The organism is Bacillus sp. VA13, from assembly GCF_055710085.1.
Genome location: NZ_JBVQPP010000003.1, coordinates 246,571 through 262,764 on the forward strand (window position 1 = coordinate 246,571; position 16,194 = coordinate 262,764).

The window sequence follows — 16,194 nt, forward strand, 5'->3', positions numbered from 1 at the left end:
TTTTACAAGCTAAATAAAAACCCCTTCATGCGAAGCGGTTTGTCTATACTTTATCTAAAATAAAAAACGATTGCCCGCCAGTCAGAGCCGCGGTCATGACGCGATCCCCCGGCTCGAGTGCATCTTCTCCTCCGGACTGCATTCGTTTTGGGATGATGATGGCGTCAGCCGGTATGATCAGTTTGCTGTTTTCTTTTAATTTGATTTCAACTGGAGAAACCGAAACCACCTCAGCCGGCAGCAGCTCCACCGGAGACTCAGCGTCAACTGCACCAACGGCCAAATGTTTAATAGCCTCACTCAATCTCATCAGGAAACTCCTTCCGGCATCGTATTCTTTTCGACAACATCAATGGTCATCGTATGTTTCGTTCCTTTAAACTCGTGCCGGTCCGTATCTACCCAGTAGGTTTTCTTGATCCCGGCCTCCGGAATGGAAATATAGACAGGCAAGCCGCTTTGCACTTCCGGGATGCCGACTGCCTGAATATTTTTCAGTTCTTTTTTCACGCCCTTTTTTTCAGCAAGGCGCACATCTGCCCGCTGCTGAAGCTGTGCCTGGTTGATGTCATCTGTGACCGTTTCTGTATATTGAAGCACACCGTATTTGTTTAAGCCTGAACTGTCCTTGGCAGACGTTTTATACGTCTTATTGTCCTTCTGCCGGCGGAGCACCACCCGTGTGGCAGTGTCGTTTATAGAAGTGCTGTATTGGTAGCCCGTAATATTGACGCCCGTTTCCAGCACCCATACCTCTGACGGATCTGGCCAAGCGCGCAGACCGAGCTTTCCTTTTTCCGAATACAGCTGATAATGTCGGCCTGTCTGGCTTTTCGTCTGTTTCAACGCCTTTAGTATGATGTCATACAAGGTCGTATCATTTTTAATGACTAGGCTTTTAATCGTATGGCGTGTATTCGCAATCAAGGTCGTCGGTATTTGAAAATCGTTGGCGATCCTTTTGATCATCTGATCAGCACGCTGATTGGAAAACACGTACACATCCTGATTTTTGACCAGGTACTGAAGCATATCGTATGCGCTGAAAGCAAGCGTATGCTCGTCCGGGGTTCTTGCAAAAACAATGCCCCGAAAAAGCTCTTTTCCCTTCCACTTAAATAAGACCGTATCTCCTTCTGTGACGCTGTAATACGTCTGATCGCCCTGTTTGATGACGATGGTCGCTTCAATGGAGCGCGGCGCCTGATAACGGTGGCCTTCCAGCGATACGCTTTCTGCAACCAGCTCAAGCCACTCTGTGTCTTTAATGACGAACAGTTCAATCATCATACATCACCTGTTTCATTGCGGTATCTTTAATTTTTGGCCGGGAAAAATCCAGTGGCCCGGCTGCCTGATATTCCGTTTGCTTCGTTTGATCATTGCTGTTTTATTGGCGTTCCAAATTTTGCGCCATTGCGTGCTGTTCCCGTAAAACCTGCCGGCAATGTCCCACAGCGTGTCTCCCTTTTTCACTGTGTAAGTTTTTGGAGAAGCCTTCGACGGGCGTTTTGCCTTTGTTTTTTTCTTCTGCTTGATTTTTCGGGGGGAAGCGGTTTTGTATTCTTTTAATTGAATATCAAACGAACGATCGCCGATATCCTGCTGGCCTTCGCTATAGGAAAAACCTTCAATGCTGCAAGTCAGATTCACTTTAGTTCCCGTAATCAAAAACTGGACCGGTTTTTTAGCCTTCATCCATTTTTCAATTTTTGTTATCGCATTTTCTGGCGACGGGAAGTTTTGATATTCAGCTATCGGGCTGTATTTCTTCGGAAAAAACGAAGAGAACGAAATTTCTTTCGCTCCCTGTTCGTCAATAAATGTAAGGTCACCAAACTTGGCTACTTTAACCGTCTCATTCTGAACCGTATTTGAAATGTTCAGTTGGTCGGGAAGTACGGGGAGCCGCAGCTTGTCCTTCCCTTGTGAAATCCAAAATTCATATACGGATTTAGTCAAATGCAACGACTCCCTTCGTTCCAATATTGATATCCTTTTGCAGCTCGTTTATAAGCGCCTGCTTGATTTTCGCTGCAAGGCTTTCGGCATCTTGTCCATTATGGAAATGCTGGTCACCATTAAATTGAATATAAATCTCTTTTGATCCGGAAACCGCTGCCGTTGGCCGGCTAGCTGAAGTAACAGCGGAAACTTGGCCTGATGAAAGCTCAGACTGCTGAGTTTGTGATGGATCTGTCACTTCCATTCCTAAGGCTTGGGCTGCTCTCTGAAGGAGGTAGCGGCCGCGTATGCCCCGCTCCTCCGGAATGATCCATTCCCGCTTGTTTCCTTCACCGACACGGGCAATTTGTTCTTTTGTAATCAGCCCGCCGTTGGCATAACCGACATAGGGACCGCCACGTTTCAGGTTTTTAATGCCAGGTACATTATCAATTGAGCCGTATCTGCTTTTGATATAGCCGATAGCGGCAGCAGCGTTGTGAATCGGATTTCTAATGTTACCCATGCCCGGTGCTTTATGAGCATTAAATGTGGTCGGAACTGTCTGCATGAGTCCTTGTGATGGATTCCCCGCCCTCGCGTTGCTATCCCACAGGTTAATAGAGTTCGGGTTGCCCCCTGATTCATACTGTGCAATCGTCATTAATCCCGAGAGCCAGCTCAATGGTGTCTTTGTGGCCATCATTGCTGCCATAAGCCACTGTTTCACATTTCCCCCTACTGCACCCATTCCGGAATAAGCAGCTGCCAGTGAACCGGCTTGCTTTTCAGCGTATTTTTTCACATCGACAGAATCCAACCCTTTTACTACACCGACAGATGCAAAGCGACCGAGACTCATCATAACTCGAGAAGGCGAATGGATATCTAATTCTTCACGGAAAGCCTTCTCCACTTTTTTCGCGAGTTCCTTGGCGGCTTCATGGACTTCACTTGCCTTTGAAGTCATACCTGAAACAAAATTCCCGATCATACCGGTTCCCCAGCCGTTTGATGATTCTTTAGATCGCAAAAACGGCTTATTTACATGAGTATTCACGTATTGATCAGTACCGGTCTGGGAACTATTTTGTCCGGAAGCAAATCCTTTGATTGTACCGCTTCCCCATGAAGAGGATTTATTCACAGTGTTCTGGAATGGTGTTTTGACTTTCGTCTGCAGGAATCCATCTGTTCCGGTTGCCGTACTGTTCTGACCGTTGGTATAGCCATTGACCACTTGTTTTCCGTAATTTGGAGAGTAGGAGATCAAATTTTTCATAGGCTGGCCAACATTTTTCTGTTTCCAAGCGTCCATCGAAACGACTTTATCCTCAATACCCTGATCAAAGCCCTGCGTGAACTGTTGGCCGAAAGAAGAAGCCTGTTCATTAAGACTCGAAGTATCAACGGTAGGAGATACTGTAGCGGTGACTGATGCTGCGCCGCCTAATGGAGAAACTGCTGATTCTCCGCCTGCAGATGAAGCAGAAGCCATGTCGTCAACAACGTTCATCCCCAGTTTTGAAGCAGCCTGAGAAAGAAGCATTTTTCCGCGGCCCTTGTTGTTATCAACAGGGATCACAAACTCTTTACCCGCTTCACCAATCCATGAAATGGTTGGTTTCGTAATATAGCCGCCCGTCGCCTTCTTTTCAAGAACGCTTTTTTGTTTAGGAAAAATACTTGTTGGTCCTGATGACTGAGACTGGACAAGACCAGCAATTCCTCCGCCACCGCTAGAATTTTTACCAGATGAAGACTTACCGGATTCCTTTGTTGTTAATCCAGTAGCTTCCTCACCTCTACCGATAAGGTTATTTATGAACCGTCCTCCAGCGCCGGCCAATTCTTGGAGTTTAATGACCCATGCAAAAGTATCTTGGAATTTCTCCTTAATTCCGTCAGCTATACCACCTAACGGATCACCCACATTTTCTTGGAACCAAGTCTCAATATCTTTCCAAGCGTCTTTAACTGCTGTTATAGCTGACTCGAATTTTTCTGAAATGGATTTTTTGGCATCCTCTACTTTTGTAATAATTGGATTCCACACATTTTCACTGAACCAAGCTGAAACAGCACTCCATTTGTCAGATATCCACGTCCATGCTTCGTTAAGCTTTGTCCAGATCCAGCTTGCTGCATTAGTGACAGCATCACTTACCGGCGTCCAAACATTATCCATGAACCAAGTTGAGACTGTAGACCATAAATCTGAAATAAAAGTCCATGCTTCGTTGATCTTCGTCCAAATCCAATTTGCTACGTTACTAACTGCTGTACTGATTGGATTCCAGACGTTGTCATAAAACCAAGTTGCCACTTGAAGCCATTTTAGTTGGATCCAGATTCTCGCATAATCAATATGTGCTTGTATCCAGCCAGCCACAGTTGCCACTGCGTTACTAATTGGATTCCAAACATTATCCATAAACCAAGTTGAAACAGTGGACCATGTGTCTGAGATCCATGTCCAAGCGTCATTTATTTTTGTCCAAATCCAATCAGCTGCATCAGTGACACCGTCAACTAATGGATTCCAGACATTATCCATAAACCAAGTTGAAACAATACTCCAGAGAGCTTGGATACCATCCCAGGCAAATAAAAAAGCACCTACTACTAAATTTATGATCGGTACTGCCGTGTTATAAATAGGTGTCCACACGTTGTCCACAAACCAGGATGACACGTCATTCCAGGTATCAGTCAGCCATTTCTTAGCATCCTCGAATTTTTCGGTGATCTTATCAATCTTATCTCCTGCCCAATCACTAACAGGAGTCCAGACATTATCCGTGAACCAATCCGAGAAATCAGACCAAGTATCGCTGATCCAATCGACAGCATTTTTTGCACCGTCAACAATTCCATCCCAAGCTTTAGAAGCGCCGCCATCATCAAACCATTTGCCAATGGATGATCCTAAATCAGAACCCCCTATACCGCCTGCTATACTCCCGACAACTCCGCCAACAGCAGTGCCAACAACAGGGACAACAGAACCAATGGCTGCTCCCGCGGCTCCACCTGCAGCAGCTCCGCCAAGATTCCCGGCGAAAGAACCAACTTTCTCACCTGCATTTTCTTTGTTCATACCTAGCAAATCGGTTGCCGCTAATGCAGTTCCCAAAAGAGGTATACCTTTCGCAAATTTCCCCAAACCTTTTAAAGGCGTTAAAACTTTCCCCCATTTTGATGAGTCGGTGGCAGCGGACCTCATGCTTCCGAGCCAGTTTCTGAACTTAGAACCAGAATTTCTTCCGCTTGTGGCATTTTCTCCTGATGTACCGCTCTGACGTCTTCGTAATACCTCGCCTGGAACTCTCAGTGTTCGTCCTGAAGTCCTTGCACTTGTCGGACTTTTTCTTTTTTTATATCTTTTGTTGACTTTGCTTCCAGAGCTATTACCTCCGCACCCACAGCAGCAGCAACAGCATCTCTGCCCGGTGTTGCGTTTATCAACTTTCTCATTACTCTGCGTATTCCCAGGCGCATGATTTGGGGTATTTTCTTCATTATCATTTTTTTTAAACCAAGGAATTTTTTCAAATAACGAGTCAAGAATCTTTTCTATCACTTTATCTTTAAAAGCTGTTCCGAAGTCTTCTAATGTTTGCATAAACCAATTCTTTTTTTCTTCCGGTTTCTTCTCGTTGATCTTATCAGCAGCTAATTTTTCTTTAGCGATAATATTAACTGTATATGTTTTTTCAAAATCTCTTAAAAGGGCTGTAATTCGATTAACGGTTTTTGTTATTTCATCAATCACTTTTAATTTAACTGTATATGTTTTTTCAAAATCTCCTAAAAGGGCTGTAATTCGATTAACGGTTTTTGTTATTTCATCAATCACTTTTAATTTAACTGAATACCCATTTTTAAGGTTCTTTTGCAAATATCCCAATATTCGTTTTGTAGCTGGGGTGATTTGATCATTGACGAAAAGACCGACTGAAAACTGATTTCCGCTCAACATTTTTCTTATTTTTTTATAAGCATCTGTTACATGTTCAATTAGACTTACAGTAATGTTTCTTTCTTTTGGGAGCCGTTTCAGCTTATGCTCAATAACATTAAGTCCGGCAGTAGCCTGATCATCAAGAACCACTTTAACTTCAAGTGATTTTGCGAATTTCAAAACAATATAGTCATTGATCTTTCTCAATCTGTAAAAGGCTTGATCCTCTGCCTTAATACTGATTTTGATTTGTCGATTAATGGTTTTCACCTTTTTTTCGACCATTTGAAACCCTTTATGAATTCGTTTTAACTTTTTAGAAACTTTATCTTCCAGGTCAAAACGAGCTGTCAATTTAGCGATATTATGTACCTCCTTTCCTCGATTCTTTTTCCATTAATTCAAGCTTATATCCAATCAGTCCATACAAAAGCGCCTTAAAGTTTCTGGGCGCTTCATACAGTTTTAATAAATCTGATGGAGAATAATGAAGCTCGTGCATCGCATAGTAGAGGTACACGGCTTCTTTATGCCCATCCTTGATTAGTTTTTTACTTCTTCTTCCAGATCCTCTAATTCATCTTCGAAACCATTAATCTCAATCGCTTTGTTTAACCAGTTCGCGTATTCGCCTCCAACTGAGAGGACGCGTTTCGCAACTTCTACCGGGTCGGCCGTTTTGTAAGCTTCTCGAAGCTCTTTTGAACGGAAGTCCGGATAAACGGTTGATTCAACTGCGATTCGGGCATAAAAGCGCTGGCTGTCTAAATCCTTTACACGGCCTCTGCCTTTGACATTTTTATACGTTGTTGTTTCTTTCTCTAATTCATCAATGCGCTCCGTCGTAATCGCTTTAAAAATAAATGGTACGACATTCCCTTTTTTATCAACAAAACGCTTTGAGATTGGAACTTTGATTTCCTCAGCTTCAATTGTTTTTCCCGGCATAAAAAAGGAAAGATCATATACGTTTTCGTTCTTCTCGCTCATGTAAAAAACTCCCTTATCTTTTAATTAATTTCATCATGTAACAAAACAGACCTTTCTGAGAAAGGTCTGCGTATGGCTCGTTCAGCTTTGATTAAAACGTGTCAGAAAGCTTTTCAGGCACGTCGAAGTCTTCGAAGGTAAATGGAACTTCTTCCTCTAGCGCTTCTGAATCGACATCAAGGCTTGCGATTTTGGCAGAGTCAAAGTTGACGTCGTACAGCGTGACTCGCTCTGTGCCTCGTCCGGAGGACTTATCATCCAGCACAGCTTGCAGCGTAAAGTAAGGATCACTGCCTTTTTTGACATAGTCCATCATCAGAATCACGAATTTTGATGTGACTTTATAAAACGTTGCTGTTCCAGTTCCGTTTGCCCCTGTTGTTTTATGGCCTGTCATGCGGCGGCCCATAATGTTTACTTCAGACTTGTTTTTCTCCACATTTGCTTCAAATGTTTTGATATGCGCCATTTCTTCGCCATCGAGAAATAAGCGGCCTTCTTTTCCTGAGATTGTGTTCTGTGCTTTTAATGCCATATTAGTTTACCTCCACATTAAAGTAGAATTTTTCTGCTGCGTCGACAGGCTGTACAGCCAGGTCAATCAAGAAGCCGTCACGGTCTTCATTCATTGAAATTGTGATATCTTCATCAGAATCAAAGCCAGTGATGCCGCCAGCATCCTGAAGAGTTGTCATGTATTGCGTGATCATCGTTTTCACATATTGAAGTCCGTCTTCAGACGCCGGAATATCGCTTCCGCTGCCTTTTCTTGATTTAATTAAGGCTTTCAGTTCGCGTGTTAAATCATTATTCACAGCGTCCAGGACACGGACGATTTTGTTTTTCGCAAATTTTTTGTTTTTCTCAGCTGTGAACGTAACGAGTGAGTTAATGTCCTTTTCTACGCTGACAGATTTATCGCGGGCGTCGAATGTGAATAAAAATTCGCCTTTGCCCAGGCGTTCAACAATCGTATCGTGGTCAAGGCGGTGTAACACATCAACGGCGCCTTCGTACTCTACAAATGTAAGTGATTGGTTAAAGGTTGCTCCTGCACTCGCTCCAGCTACCCAAGCCGTTGCTTTGTCCGGCGTAACTTCCGTGCCATCTTCCAGCAGCACACCTTCTGTTACGTTGATGATGCCTTCATAGTCACCTGCATAATTGGCTGTGACCCCTTGCACTTTTTGTCCTTGGCCGTCGCGAAGACGCTTAATGAAAGCAGCAAATGTCGCCTTCAGCTGATCACCTTCCGCAACCGGCAGCACAATCACATCAAAGTTCTCCGTTTCAGCCGCGGCTAAGAAATCTGTATAGTCGGAGTTGACAGGAGCTTTATCCGTACCGCCGGATAAACGGATTCCTGCAGATGCATTCAATGTCTCAGCTGAAGTGTCTCCTTCTGATCCAGTGAGCGGAATCGTCGAAGAAAGATCGCCTGTTCCAGTAAAGGTGACATAGCCGTTAGCTGTTAATTCTTCAGCCTTTTTGACGGTTTGTTTATCAACCTCTGATTCATCCATATACGTTGTTACATCAAAAGAAGCAGCATCCAGCACATTTGGATTAATGCGGATGATAATGTCATTTCCTTTTGTTCCGCCATATACCGCAGTGGCTTTGACGCCTTCAGCAATATCAGCAGACGCTCGGACACCTTCGGTTAGACGGTACATCAATACTGTTTTCGCATTTTTCTTTGCTTCACGCAAAAGCAATAAAGATGGATCATCAATGCTGAGGCCCACTTTTTTGTTGAGATCCTCAACGCTGGAAATGGAGACGAACGTTTTCGCTTCGCCCCAGCTTGATGCAACCGGAAGTGCGACTGTCCCCCGTTCACCGAGTGACACCCGCTCCTGCGCTGTCGTTTTAAAGTTAAAATAAATGCCTGCACGTTCTTTTTCTTTGCCTGTTGTAAATGTTCCGCCATTCATGATGACATGACCTCCTTGGTTAGAAATGTTTGAATCAATTGACTGGCTTCTGATTTCGTCATACGTGTTTGATCCACGCCAAATAAAGCCCCCTGAAGGATATCCGGCTTAACGCCAAACAGCTCCTTCGCGTGCTTAATCAAATCCGCTGTATCAAAAAGAGCTTCCCGGCTCTCCGTATGTACAGCCTTCTTCTGTTGTTTGTTCTTTGCCACCGCTTATTTCACCCCGCTGTTCATGTCGATATCCTGTAAGACAGGCTGTTCTGTTTTGTGATAATAATATCGGCTGCTCCACCTGATCACCATGACCGCCTCGCCCCTGTCTCCTACCCTTGTCTCAATTCGGGTGACGCGAACCATATCCCCCGTCTTCTCACCGGATTCACTGAGCAGCGGAACCATATTTCTCGCTTCTCTGATGGCATCCGCGAGCCTGTCCGCTTCATCCAGCGCCTGAACGGAGTCATGATGAAACAGCTTCACATTGAGACTGTAGGTTTTTTTAAATGTGGAGACCGTATCTGTTTCCTCGAAAACAGATGGCGATGGGACGTATAACGACGGCACCTGAAATTGATCAGGCAGCTCACGTTCATAAATGGGAACAGACCACCGGCTGTACAAAAACGCCATGATCGATCCTGTTTCGCTGTTCATCCTGCTCCTCCTTTACAGCTTCTTCAGCCACTGGCGCAATTTGCTTTCCAGCGATTTTTCAAACAGCTGTTCATATAAAAGCAGCGCATGATCCCAGTAGCTCGTGCCCGGGATCCATTTTCTCTTGAGCGCCATTCCAGTTGAAGCCGCGGGATCATAAATAAACCGCGAGCCTTGGAAATGCCCCGGCACCCATCTCACATCTTGTTTTGACGTCCAATGGCCGTCATTAAGAAATGAGGCGTAATCAAGCTGTGTACCCACCTCAAGCGATAGCCCGCCGCTTTGCACAATCCAGAGATTGTCTTCGGCGCCTTTCTCGAACGAGCTGAGCAGTTTTTCTGTATCAATCGTTTGTGTGCTGATGAGTTCAGATTGGACGATCTCCAGAAAATCTTGCCCGCACTCCTCAAGCCACCGGGATGCCTGACGTGAAAAGCCGCCTGATGCCGCTTTTTTTAATGACGTGTTTAGCTGTTTCAGTCCCGCTATTTTCATAGGCTTTCATCCCTGACCGCGATGACTTCCCAATGATGATGCCTGATCTTTTTCGGCAGCTTTAGTATATATTTATGATTCTCCCAAATGATTTTATCGTTCACGCGGATGTCCGCTGACAACGGAAAATGGACGAGAAAGCTGTGATATACAGTTTGATCCGGCTCCTCCTGGATCAGCTGCTGCGTTTTTTCAGAAAAATAGCAAGGGACATCTTGTTCATCGGGTGTGTCCGGATATGAAATCACCGGCTGCAGCTTGTCTGCCGGAATCCCAAATCGGCCTGCAGACGGCGCTTGCGCCGCTTCATGATAAATGTCGCAGCGGTGAATGAGCATCTGCTGATAACTCATAAAGACCTCACCTTCAGTCTGGAGGATTCAGGGACGTAGCCCGGTATGATAAACTCTTCGAGCAAATGATACACCTCTGGCCGCTGAATGCCGCCTTCTCCGGAAATCGTGTACGAATAATCCCCCATTTTTTCAGACTGATAGCTTGATGATGCTGATTCATCGCTATTTACAAGCGCAAAATACTGGGCAAGCTTCAGCAAAGCCAATTTCGCCTTGTTGGGCAGCGGGTCATAAACGCTGTCTTCAAAGCAGTGGCCCGTGATGAGAGCCGCTTCCGCTTCCGCCTCAATGATATCCTGCGCTAGCAATTCTTCCGGCCTGTTTTTCACCCGAGCATAGACCGAATAGGAGGCTACGTCAGATGGTTCAATGAGCATGAGCTGACCACCTCGTTTCTATTATTCTTTTACGTTAATTAATTTCGCACAGGCATCCTCTTCTTCGAACTTGCTGTCCAGCTTGGCCGTTAAGACAATAATGAATTTACGGGAGCGGATGTCTTTGTCGACTTCAATTCGGATATTGCGGGAGAAGCCGAGAATGATATTTTTCGGATGTGTGAGAATGATATCAGAAGCGTCATATTGCGCATCTCCCTCACCGACTGTGTACGGCTGAATATTGGATACCCCTTTAACCGGTACGCCGAATGCTGTTGATAAACCACCCTGAACAGCCAGGTCCCCAAGGTTGGTCTGGCGGTCTGCCACACGGTCCTTCCATTCAACTTCTAAGCCGTGAGACGTATAGAATCTGAATTCTTGAGGAATACGCAAATATTTCGGCGGAACAGCCTTTAAGCCTTTCTTGAATGTCGCTCTGGACAGTTCTTCACCGTTCATGTCAACGATGTGGGACACCGCTTGTTTGCGGATGCCGTCCAGCTGTGCCAGATACGGATCAGCTGATGCTGTATCGCCGTTTACAATCAGCTCTTCAATATCAACGGCTGCGCGCTCTGCTAAAATTTGCATGATCGTCTGCTGTAGGCCGTCTTTTTCAATATTGTTTTCGAGTGTGTCATACGTAATGTTGATTTCCGCAATGACTTCTTTCGTGTTCAGCTGGACAGTGCTTGTCGTTGGAACTGTCAGCTCGTCGTTTGATAGTGCTTTTCCTTCTTGAGCAGCCCGCAGAATACGCTGGCCGAACCCGATTTTCTCAAATTTTTGCGAGTCATTTTCCATTTGAATCACGCGGGATTCACTAAACATGGTCGGCGTGTTTTGCACCATGCGGATAAAAGCCGATGCTTGCGCAGGATTCATAAGCCCTCCGCTTTTTAAAGCAGAAAGCGACATTTCCGCTTTCCGAATGATCTCTTGATTTCTCAATTGATTTCCTCCTCTTTGACTGGTTTACAGCAGTCCGCTCCAGATTGATTTTTTAACTTGCTCTGTATTGCCGCCCGCATCGTCCGCTGTCTGCTTAGACGCGCCTCGCGCTTTTTCCAAAGCCTCGATTCGTTCAATCAGCGGGGCGAGCAGGTCCTCAACGAGCTTTTTCAGACGCTCGTCATCACCCGTCTGCTCCGGCTTTTCCTCCGTGTCTGTGTTTTTTTCAATCCGCTCAAGCCGTTTGAGCAGAGGGTAAAGCGCATGCTCGAATGATTCTTTCATGTCTTCTTTTCTCATTTCTTCAGTCTCCTTCCCTGTTTTGTCAGCCAGCATCTGCTTGAACACACTGAAAAATCCCGCCTTTTCAACCGGTTCTTCCTCATACACATCAGCAGTGCCCGCCATGCTGTAGCCGGTGATGATTCCAGCCTTGATCTGTTCCCACACCTCGTCAGACGCTCTCGTCACGAGCACCCACGAACCCTTTGCAATCTGCTTTGACCCGATCATAAAATCATCGGGCGCCACATATGACTCGACCACGACACCGGTTCCGCCCTCAAAGCTGTGATTGATATCAATCTCCCGTGCCTCCGCGAGAAAGCCGTGCGCCGCTTTTTCAATTTCCTCAGCGGTCATAAAATCGCCGTGGGCATCAGGAACATCAGGCTCATACACGATTCCGTACACGAGCTTTTGTTCATCCTGCTCACTTTTTGTAAACAGCCGAACCTTTTTTTCAAATGACGGAGGTCCGGCTGACTTCGTAAAGAAAAATTCTGTCTGGTTAGCCGCCTTGTCCACATAGCTGACAAAGCTGATTTTGGCATTTCTTAATTCCCGCGCCACCTGCTTGATTCACCTCCCTTCAGGACGTTTTGATGTCTTCGATGCTTTCTTTCAGCTCCTGCATGAGCGCAGTCAGGTTTGTCTTTTCCGCATCCTGTCCTGCAGGCCGTTTATAAATTTCCTCAGGCCACTCCTCCAGCGTTTTTCCAAGCACCCGTCCGGCAAGGTCGCGTAAATCATTCGGCGAGACCGCTCCGGCTGTAATAAAAGGACCGAGCACTTTCGCAATCTCAAGCGGATCACGAAAGTCCGGTCCTTTTAATGTCAGCCTGACATCATGAATATTCAGCTCCGGCAAAAGCAGCGTGTTCAGTTTATTCACGAGCGTTTTTCGCTCCGGCTGAAAGACCTGCTCCTCCGTAATTTTTCTAGCCGTATCAGCTGTCGCCCGGTTGTATTCCTGAGCCTCGCCTGTATACAGCGGCGGGAGGCGGAACGCCGAGCGCAGCTTATTTCTGCTTTTTTCATCATATTCAAGAAACAAGGCGTCATTTTGCAGAATTTCCGCCAAGGATTTAATTTCCACGGACACTGGCGTAATATCCTCGCCTCCATGGAGATCCTTCTCTTTTGCGATTCCTTCCGCTTCAATCAGAAGAAATTTATGTGCGTTTTCCACGCCTTCAAGATCATTCATATACTCTTGCAGCTCTCGGTAAGAAGTTTCCGACAGCAACCCGTTTTCCACTGTGATTGCAGCGGGTACGTGACGGCCCTGCTTAAAATACATAAAATTGAGCTCTTCCGCTTTTCGGGCTCCGTATAAGTTGACGATATTGCCGACCCAGCGGGGCACGCCGTACACGCCGCTTCCGATTTTGAGGTGAATGGCTTCATTCGCTTGATGCTTTTCTGCTAATGTGTTTACATATTCACCCGTGCGCATGTCCATTTTTCGCGGATCGCCGTATTCCTTGAAAAATACTTTCTTTCCATTGATCATCTGCACATATTTTCGGAAGCGTTTTTGCCTTTTGATCCTTTTCATTTTCCCGTTTTCTTCATATACAAATGAGACCTCAACAGGTTCACCGGCTCCGCATACACGCATATTTTTCACATCTAAATATTCAATGCCGGCCGGTTTTCCCATCCCGTCGCGAAGCACTTCCATAAAACCGTTGCCTGTTTTTTCTCTGTCTTCGATGGCATAGCCTAAAATCATTTCGGCTGATTCGTCAAAGTGAAGACATTTATAGAAGGCTTCAAGTCTGGCCCATTCTTTTTCCGCTCTTTTCTTTTTCGTCTGATCAACGTCACTTGCGTTAACATCAAACGTGTACTCAACATCGAATCCAAAACCTGTAATATTCACTCTGTACGCATCAATGCATTGCTGAAGAATCGTCGAATATTCAGCAATGGTCTTAAGCTCGATGATGTTGTAGGGCGGTGCGATAATATCCTCTCCGTACAGCTCAGAAAAGTCATCTTCATAGATTTGCTTTGTCTGAGGAACGGCGGCATTGGCTTTGAACACAGTCGCTCTGACTGTTTGATTGTGCATCATTTATGACCTCCTCCTTTCCCGGTTGGGCCGGATTCGTTTGTGTGCTGTCTCTTTCATATCAGCAACCTCATAGTCATCTAGCGCATACCAAATGGCAGAAAGCGTATGCGGGTCAATCGTAAATTCATCCTCTATCAGCGCGCCGTTTTTATCTTTAGCATACGTTAGCGTCTTGAGCTCATAGATGACATTTTCACAGCGGTCCGAACAGAAGATTTTTTTGAATCGTTTCACCTTTTTGGTGTATTGAAGTCTGGAGCCGGGAAACTTTCTGGCTCCGACCATCCGAAAACCCTGCTGGCGGAAATATTGGATGCTTTTCGGCTCAGCAGAGTCGGCTTTGATCAATTCCTGTGTGTCAATAAACTCACGAAGCTCCTCAGCCGTCCTGTCATCTGTCATTTTGTTTTGATAATACTCCCAATAAATGTAGAGGTATTTTTTTTCAGGGTCGACAGCGAGCCGGACGACGGCATTGTAGGATTCCTCGAATCCAAAATCCATGCCTGTGCGAAATATCGGCTTGCTGATGGCTGCGATGCGTTCTTTTACTTGGCCATGCGGGAGCACCTCGAACTGCGGCAGCACTCTGATCCCGTTGACGCCGAATCGTCCTTTACGGGCAATCCGGTACAGGTTGGGATCATACGCCTTGAGCCCGTCGAGCTGTTTCACATAGCTTTTCGGGAGAAAGAGGTTGTCGTTTGCTGTGGAATGATGATAATACGTATCTCCCTTAACAATCGTCCGCTTTTCGTAAAGTTCGCTGTCATCAAGCACAAACCGTTTATTGCGTTCATCCCGAAAAAAATGCCGGTACGTCCAATTGGAGGTGCCGACGGGATTAGTGGTGCAGATCATATGAAGCTTCAGCTCAGGGTGGCGAAGACGTCCGATTAATTCCTTAAAGCCTTCATACTTCACCTCTGAGCACTCTTCAATCCATATTAATGAAATGTTATGAACTGACTTCAATTTTGCCGGATTGTCCATTCCTTTGAACATGATCCGGCTGCCGTTTTGAAACCGCAGCTGCAGCGGGGAAGAAAGGGATGCCACAGCCTTTGTGAGGCCGAGCTCTTCAATCACCTCTTGAAACAAGGCAAAGGTCGAATCCCGATGGGTATCGAACACCTCGCGAATGACAAGTACCGTCCGTTTTTCCTTCAGCAGCTTTAACACGATTTTCAATGCGGTATGATAGCTTTTGGATGAGCCGTAGCCGCCAACGAGAAACTGGTATGTCTGCTCCCAATTGAACACATAATCTTCGAAATGAGGGTTGATTTCTTTTACAATCATGGCTTGGCCTCTTTTCGTTTGATCATGATTTCAATCGGCTCTTGGCTGTCATCTGTTTTCTCCGCTTTTTGTTTGGCAAGCTTTAATTTCTCGTTTTCAATTTTTTGTTTAAATTGATCCGGAAACAAATCAAAATATAAGGACAGCTTCTCAAGCGCCTTCATTTTATCGGCAAGCTTGATGGCGATGCCCTCTTTGCCAAGCTTCGCTTCCGTCACAATGGTGCCGTCAACGAGCCCGGAATCTTTGACATCGACAAAGCTGATTTCCTTCATAATCGGGTTATCATCTTCATCAAACAGCGGTCCCGATTTCCCGACAGCCTGGACCTCTTTTTTTCCGAAAGTCACATAGTCCGTAATATCCGCAAAAGCGATCTTGATATAAACCTGCAGCACGTCCATCGCTTCAATAAACATTTCACTGACCATTTCTTTTTTAATGCGTCTGATTTCAGCAGCGACCTTTTCATTCTTTAACAGCCGGCTGCCCGTCACATGGGCGCTGTCCGGAGAATAGCCCGCTTTAATTGCTGACTGTGTGGCATTGAAGCTTTTGACGTAATACAGGCAAAACAGCCGCTGGCGTTCATTTAATTCCTCATTGTCTATCCGGCGCTGTGTTTGTTCGTTTCTGGTTTCAGAAAACAAGGCTTCTTTCCATTTGTCTTGTTTTTTCCAGATGCCGATTGTTTTCGCGGAAACGCCGATTGTGTCCGCGATCGCCCGATTTGTGATCTTTCCTTGATGTTGTTGATAGATTGCTAATGCTTGTTCGCGCTGTTGTGTTTTCATGCTACGGCATCACCGCCACCTCCAGCATGGATGTCTATTCATAAAAGCGGCTGA

At 45.5% G+C, this 16,194-nt stretch carries 18 protein-coding genes; all 18 read right to left on the minus strand.

What is annotated here, in order from left to right:
• Positions 1-43 precede the first annotated feature (43 nt).
• Positions 44-310: a DUF2577 family protein gene (locus AC0C66_RS13160; RefSeq protein WP_014113486.1), complete on the minus strand. Its 267-nt coding sequence runs from the start codon at positions 308-310 to the stop codon at positions 44-46.
• A complete protein-coding gene (locus tag AC0C66_RS13165; protein ID WP_072182458.1) occupies positions 310-1,287 on the minus strand; it encodes an XkdQ/YqbQ family protein in 978 nt (325 codons plus the stop codon). The genes AC0C66_RS13160 and AC0C66_RS13165 overlap by 1 nt, the downstream gene beginning before the upstream one ends.
• 15 nt (positions 1,288-1,302) lie before the next feature.
• Positions 1,303-1,962, minus strand: a complete 660-nt coding sequence (locus AC0C66_RS13170; RefSeq protein ID WP_024121074.1) for a LysM peptidoglycan-binding domain-containing protein — start codon at positions 1,960-1,962, stop codon at positions 1,303-1,305.
• Positions 1,955-6,271 (minus strand): transglycosylase SLT domain-containing protein, encoded by a 4,317-nt coding sequence (locus AC0C66_RS13175; RefSeq protein ID WP_472973620.1) that lies wholly within the window; start codon positions 6,269-6,271, stop codon positions 1,955-1,957. The genes AC0C66_RS13170 and AC0C66_RS13175 overlap by 8 nt, the downstream gene beginning before the upstream one ends.
• A 1-nt stretch (position 6,272) precedes the next feature.
• Positions 6,273-6,410 carry a hypothetical protein gene (locus AC0C66_RS13180; protein WP_072182456.1) on the minus strand — a complete coding sequence of 46 codons (138 nt, stop codon included), beginning with the start codon at positions 6,408-6,410 and terminating at the stop codon, positions 6,273-6,275.
• A gap of 41 nt (positions 6,411-6,451) precedes the next feature.
• Positions 6,452-6,898, minus strand: a complete 447-nt coding sequence (locus AC0C66_RS13185; RefSeq protein ID WP_072182455.1) for a phage tail assembly chaperone — start codon at positions 6,896-6,898, stop codon at positions 6,452-6,454.
• A gap of 91 nt (positions 6,899-6,989) precedes the next feature.
• Positions 6,990-7,433 (minus strand): phage tail tube protein, encoded by a 444-nt coding sequence (locus AC0C66_RS13190; protein WP_003220592.1) that lies wholly within the window; start codon positions 7,431-7,433, stop codon positions 6,990-6,992.
• Position 7,434: 1 nt separating this feature from the next.
• Positions 7,435-8,835, minus strand: coding sequence for a phage tail sheath family protein (locus tag AC0C66_RS13195; RefSeq protein WP_003220591.1), 1,401 nt, complete (start codon positions 8,833-8,835; stop codon positions 7,435-7,437).
• Positions 8,832-9,050 carry a YqzN/YkzM domain-containing protein gene (locus AC0C66_RS13200; protein ID WP_014113480.1) on the minus strand — a complete coding sequence of 73 codons (219 nt, stop codon included), beginning with the start codon at positions 9,048-9,050 and terminating at the stop codon, positions 8,832-8,834. The genes AC0C66_RS13195 and AC0C66_RS13200 overlap by 4 nt, the downstream gene beginning before the upstream one ends.
• Positions 9,051-9,053: 3 nt before the next feature.
• Complete coding sequence (locus tag AC0C66_RS13205; protein ID WP_072182454.1) at positions 9,054-9,494, minus strand: phage tail terminator family protein; 441 nt, start codon at positions 9,492-9,494, stop codon at positions 9,054-9,056.
• A gap of 12 nt (positions 9,495-9,506) precedes the next feature.
• Positions 9,507-9,992: an HK97 gp10 family phage protein gene (locus tag AC0C66_RS13210; protein WP_072182453.1), complete on the minus strand. Its 486-nt coding sequence runs from the start codon at positions 9,990-9,992 to the stop codon at positions 9,507-9,509.
• Positions 9,989-10,345 (minus strand): YqbH/XkdH family protein, encoded by a 357-nt coding sequence (locus AC0C66_RS13215; RefSeq protein ID WP_061187285.1) that lies wholly within the window; start codon positions 10,343-10,345, stop codon positions 9,989-9,991. The genes AC0C66_RS13210 and AC0C66_RS13215 overlap by 4 nt, the downstream gene beginning before the upstream one ends.
• Positions 10,342-10,725, minus strand: a complete 384-nt coding sequence (gene yqbG, locus AC0C66_RS13220) for a protein YqbG (RefSeq protein ID WP_072182452.1) — start codon at positions 10,723-10,725, stop codon at positions 10,342-10,344. Before yqbG ends, AC0C66_RS13215 begins: the two co-directional genes overlap by 4 nt.
• A 21-nt stretch (positions 10,726-10,746) precedes the next feature.
• Positions 10,747-11,682 (minus strand): phage major capsid protein, encoded by a 936-nt coding sequence (locus tag AC0C66_RS13225; protein WP_072182451.1) that lies wholly within the window; start codon positions 11,680-11,682, stop codon positions 10,747-10,749.
• Positions 11,683-11,706: 24 nt separating this feature from the next.
• Positions 11,707-12,534, minus strand: coding sequence for an XkdF-like putative serine protease domain-containing protein (locus AC0C66_RS13230; protein ID WP_014113475.1), 828 nt, complete (start codon positions 12,532-12,534; stop codon positions 11,707-11,709).
• A gap of 19 nt (positions 12,535-12,553) precedes the next feature.
• Entirely contained in the window at positions 12,554-14,041 is a 1,488-nt protein-coding gene (locus AC0C66_RS13235; RefSeq protein ID WP_472973621.1) for a phage portal protein, read from the minus strand.
• A gap of 3 nt (positions 14,042-14,044) precedes the next feature.
• Complete coding sequence (locus tag AC0C66_RS13240; protein ID WP_072182450.1) at positions 14,045-15,346, minus strand: PBSX family phage terminase large subunit; 1,302 nt, start codon at positions 15,344-15,346, stop codon at positions 14,045-14,047.
• A complete protein-coding gene (gene xtmA, locus AC0C66_RS13245; RefSeq protein ID WP_072182449.1) occupies positions 15,343-16,140 on the minus strand; it encodes a phage terminase small subunit in 798 nt (265 codons plus the stop codon). The genes AC0C66_RS13240 and xtmA overlap by 4 nt, the downstream gene beginning before the upstream one ends.
• Positions 16,141-16,194 lie beyond the last annotated feature (54 nt).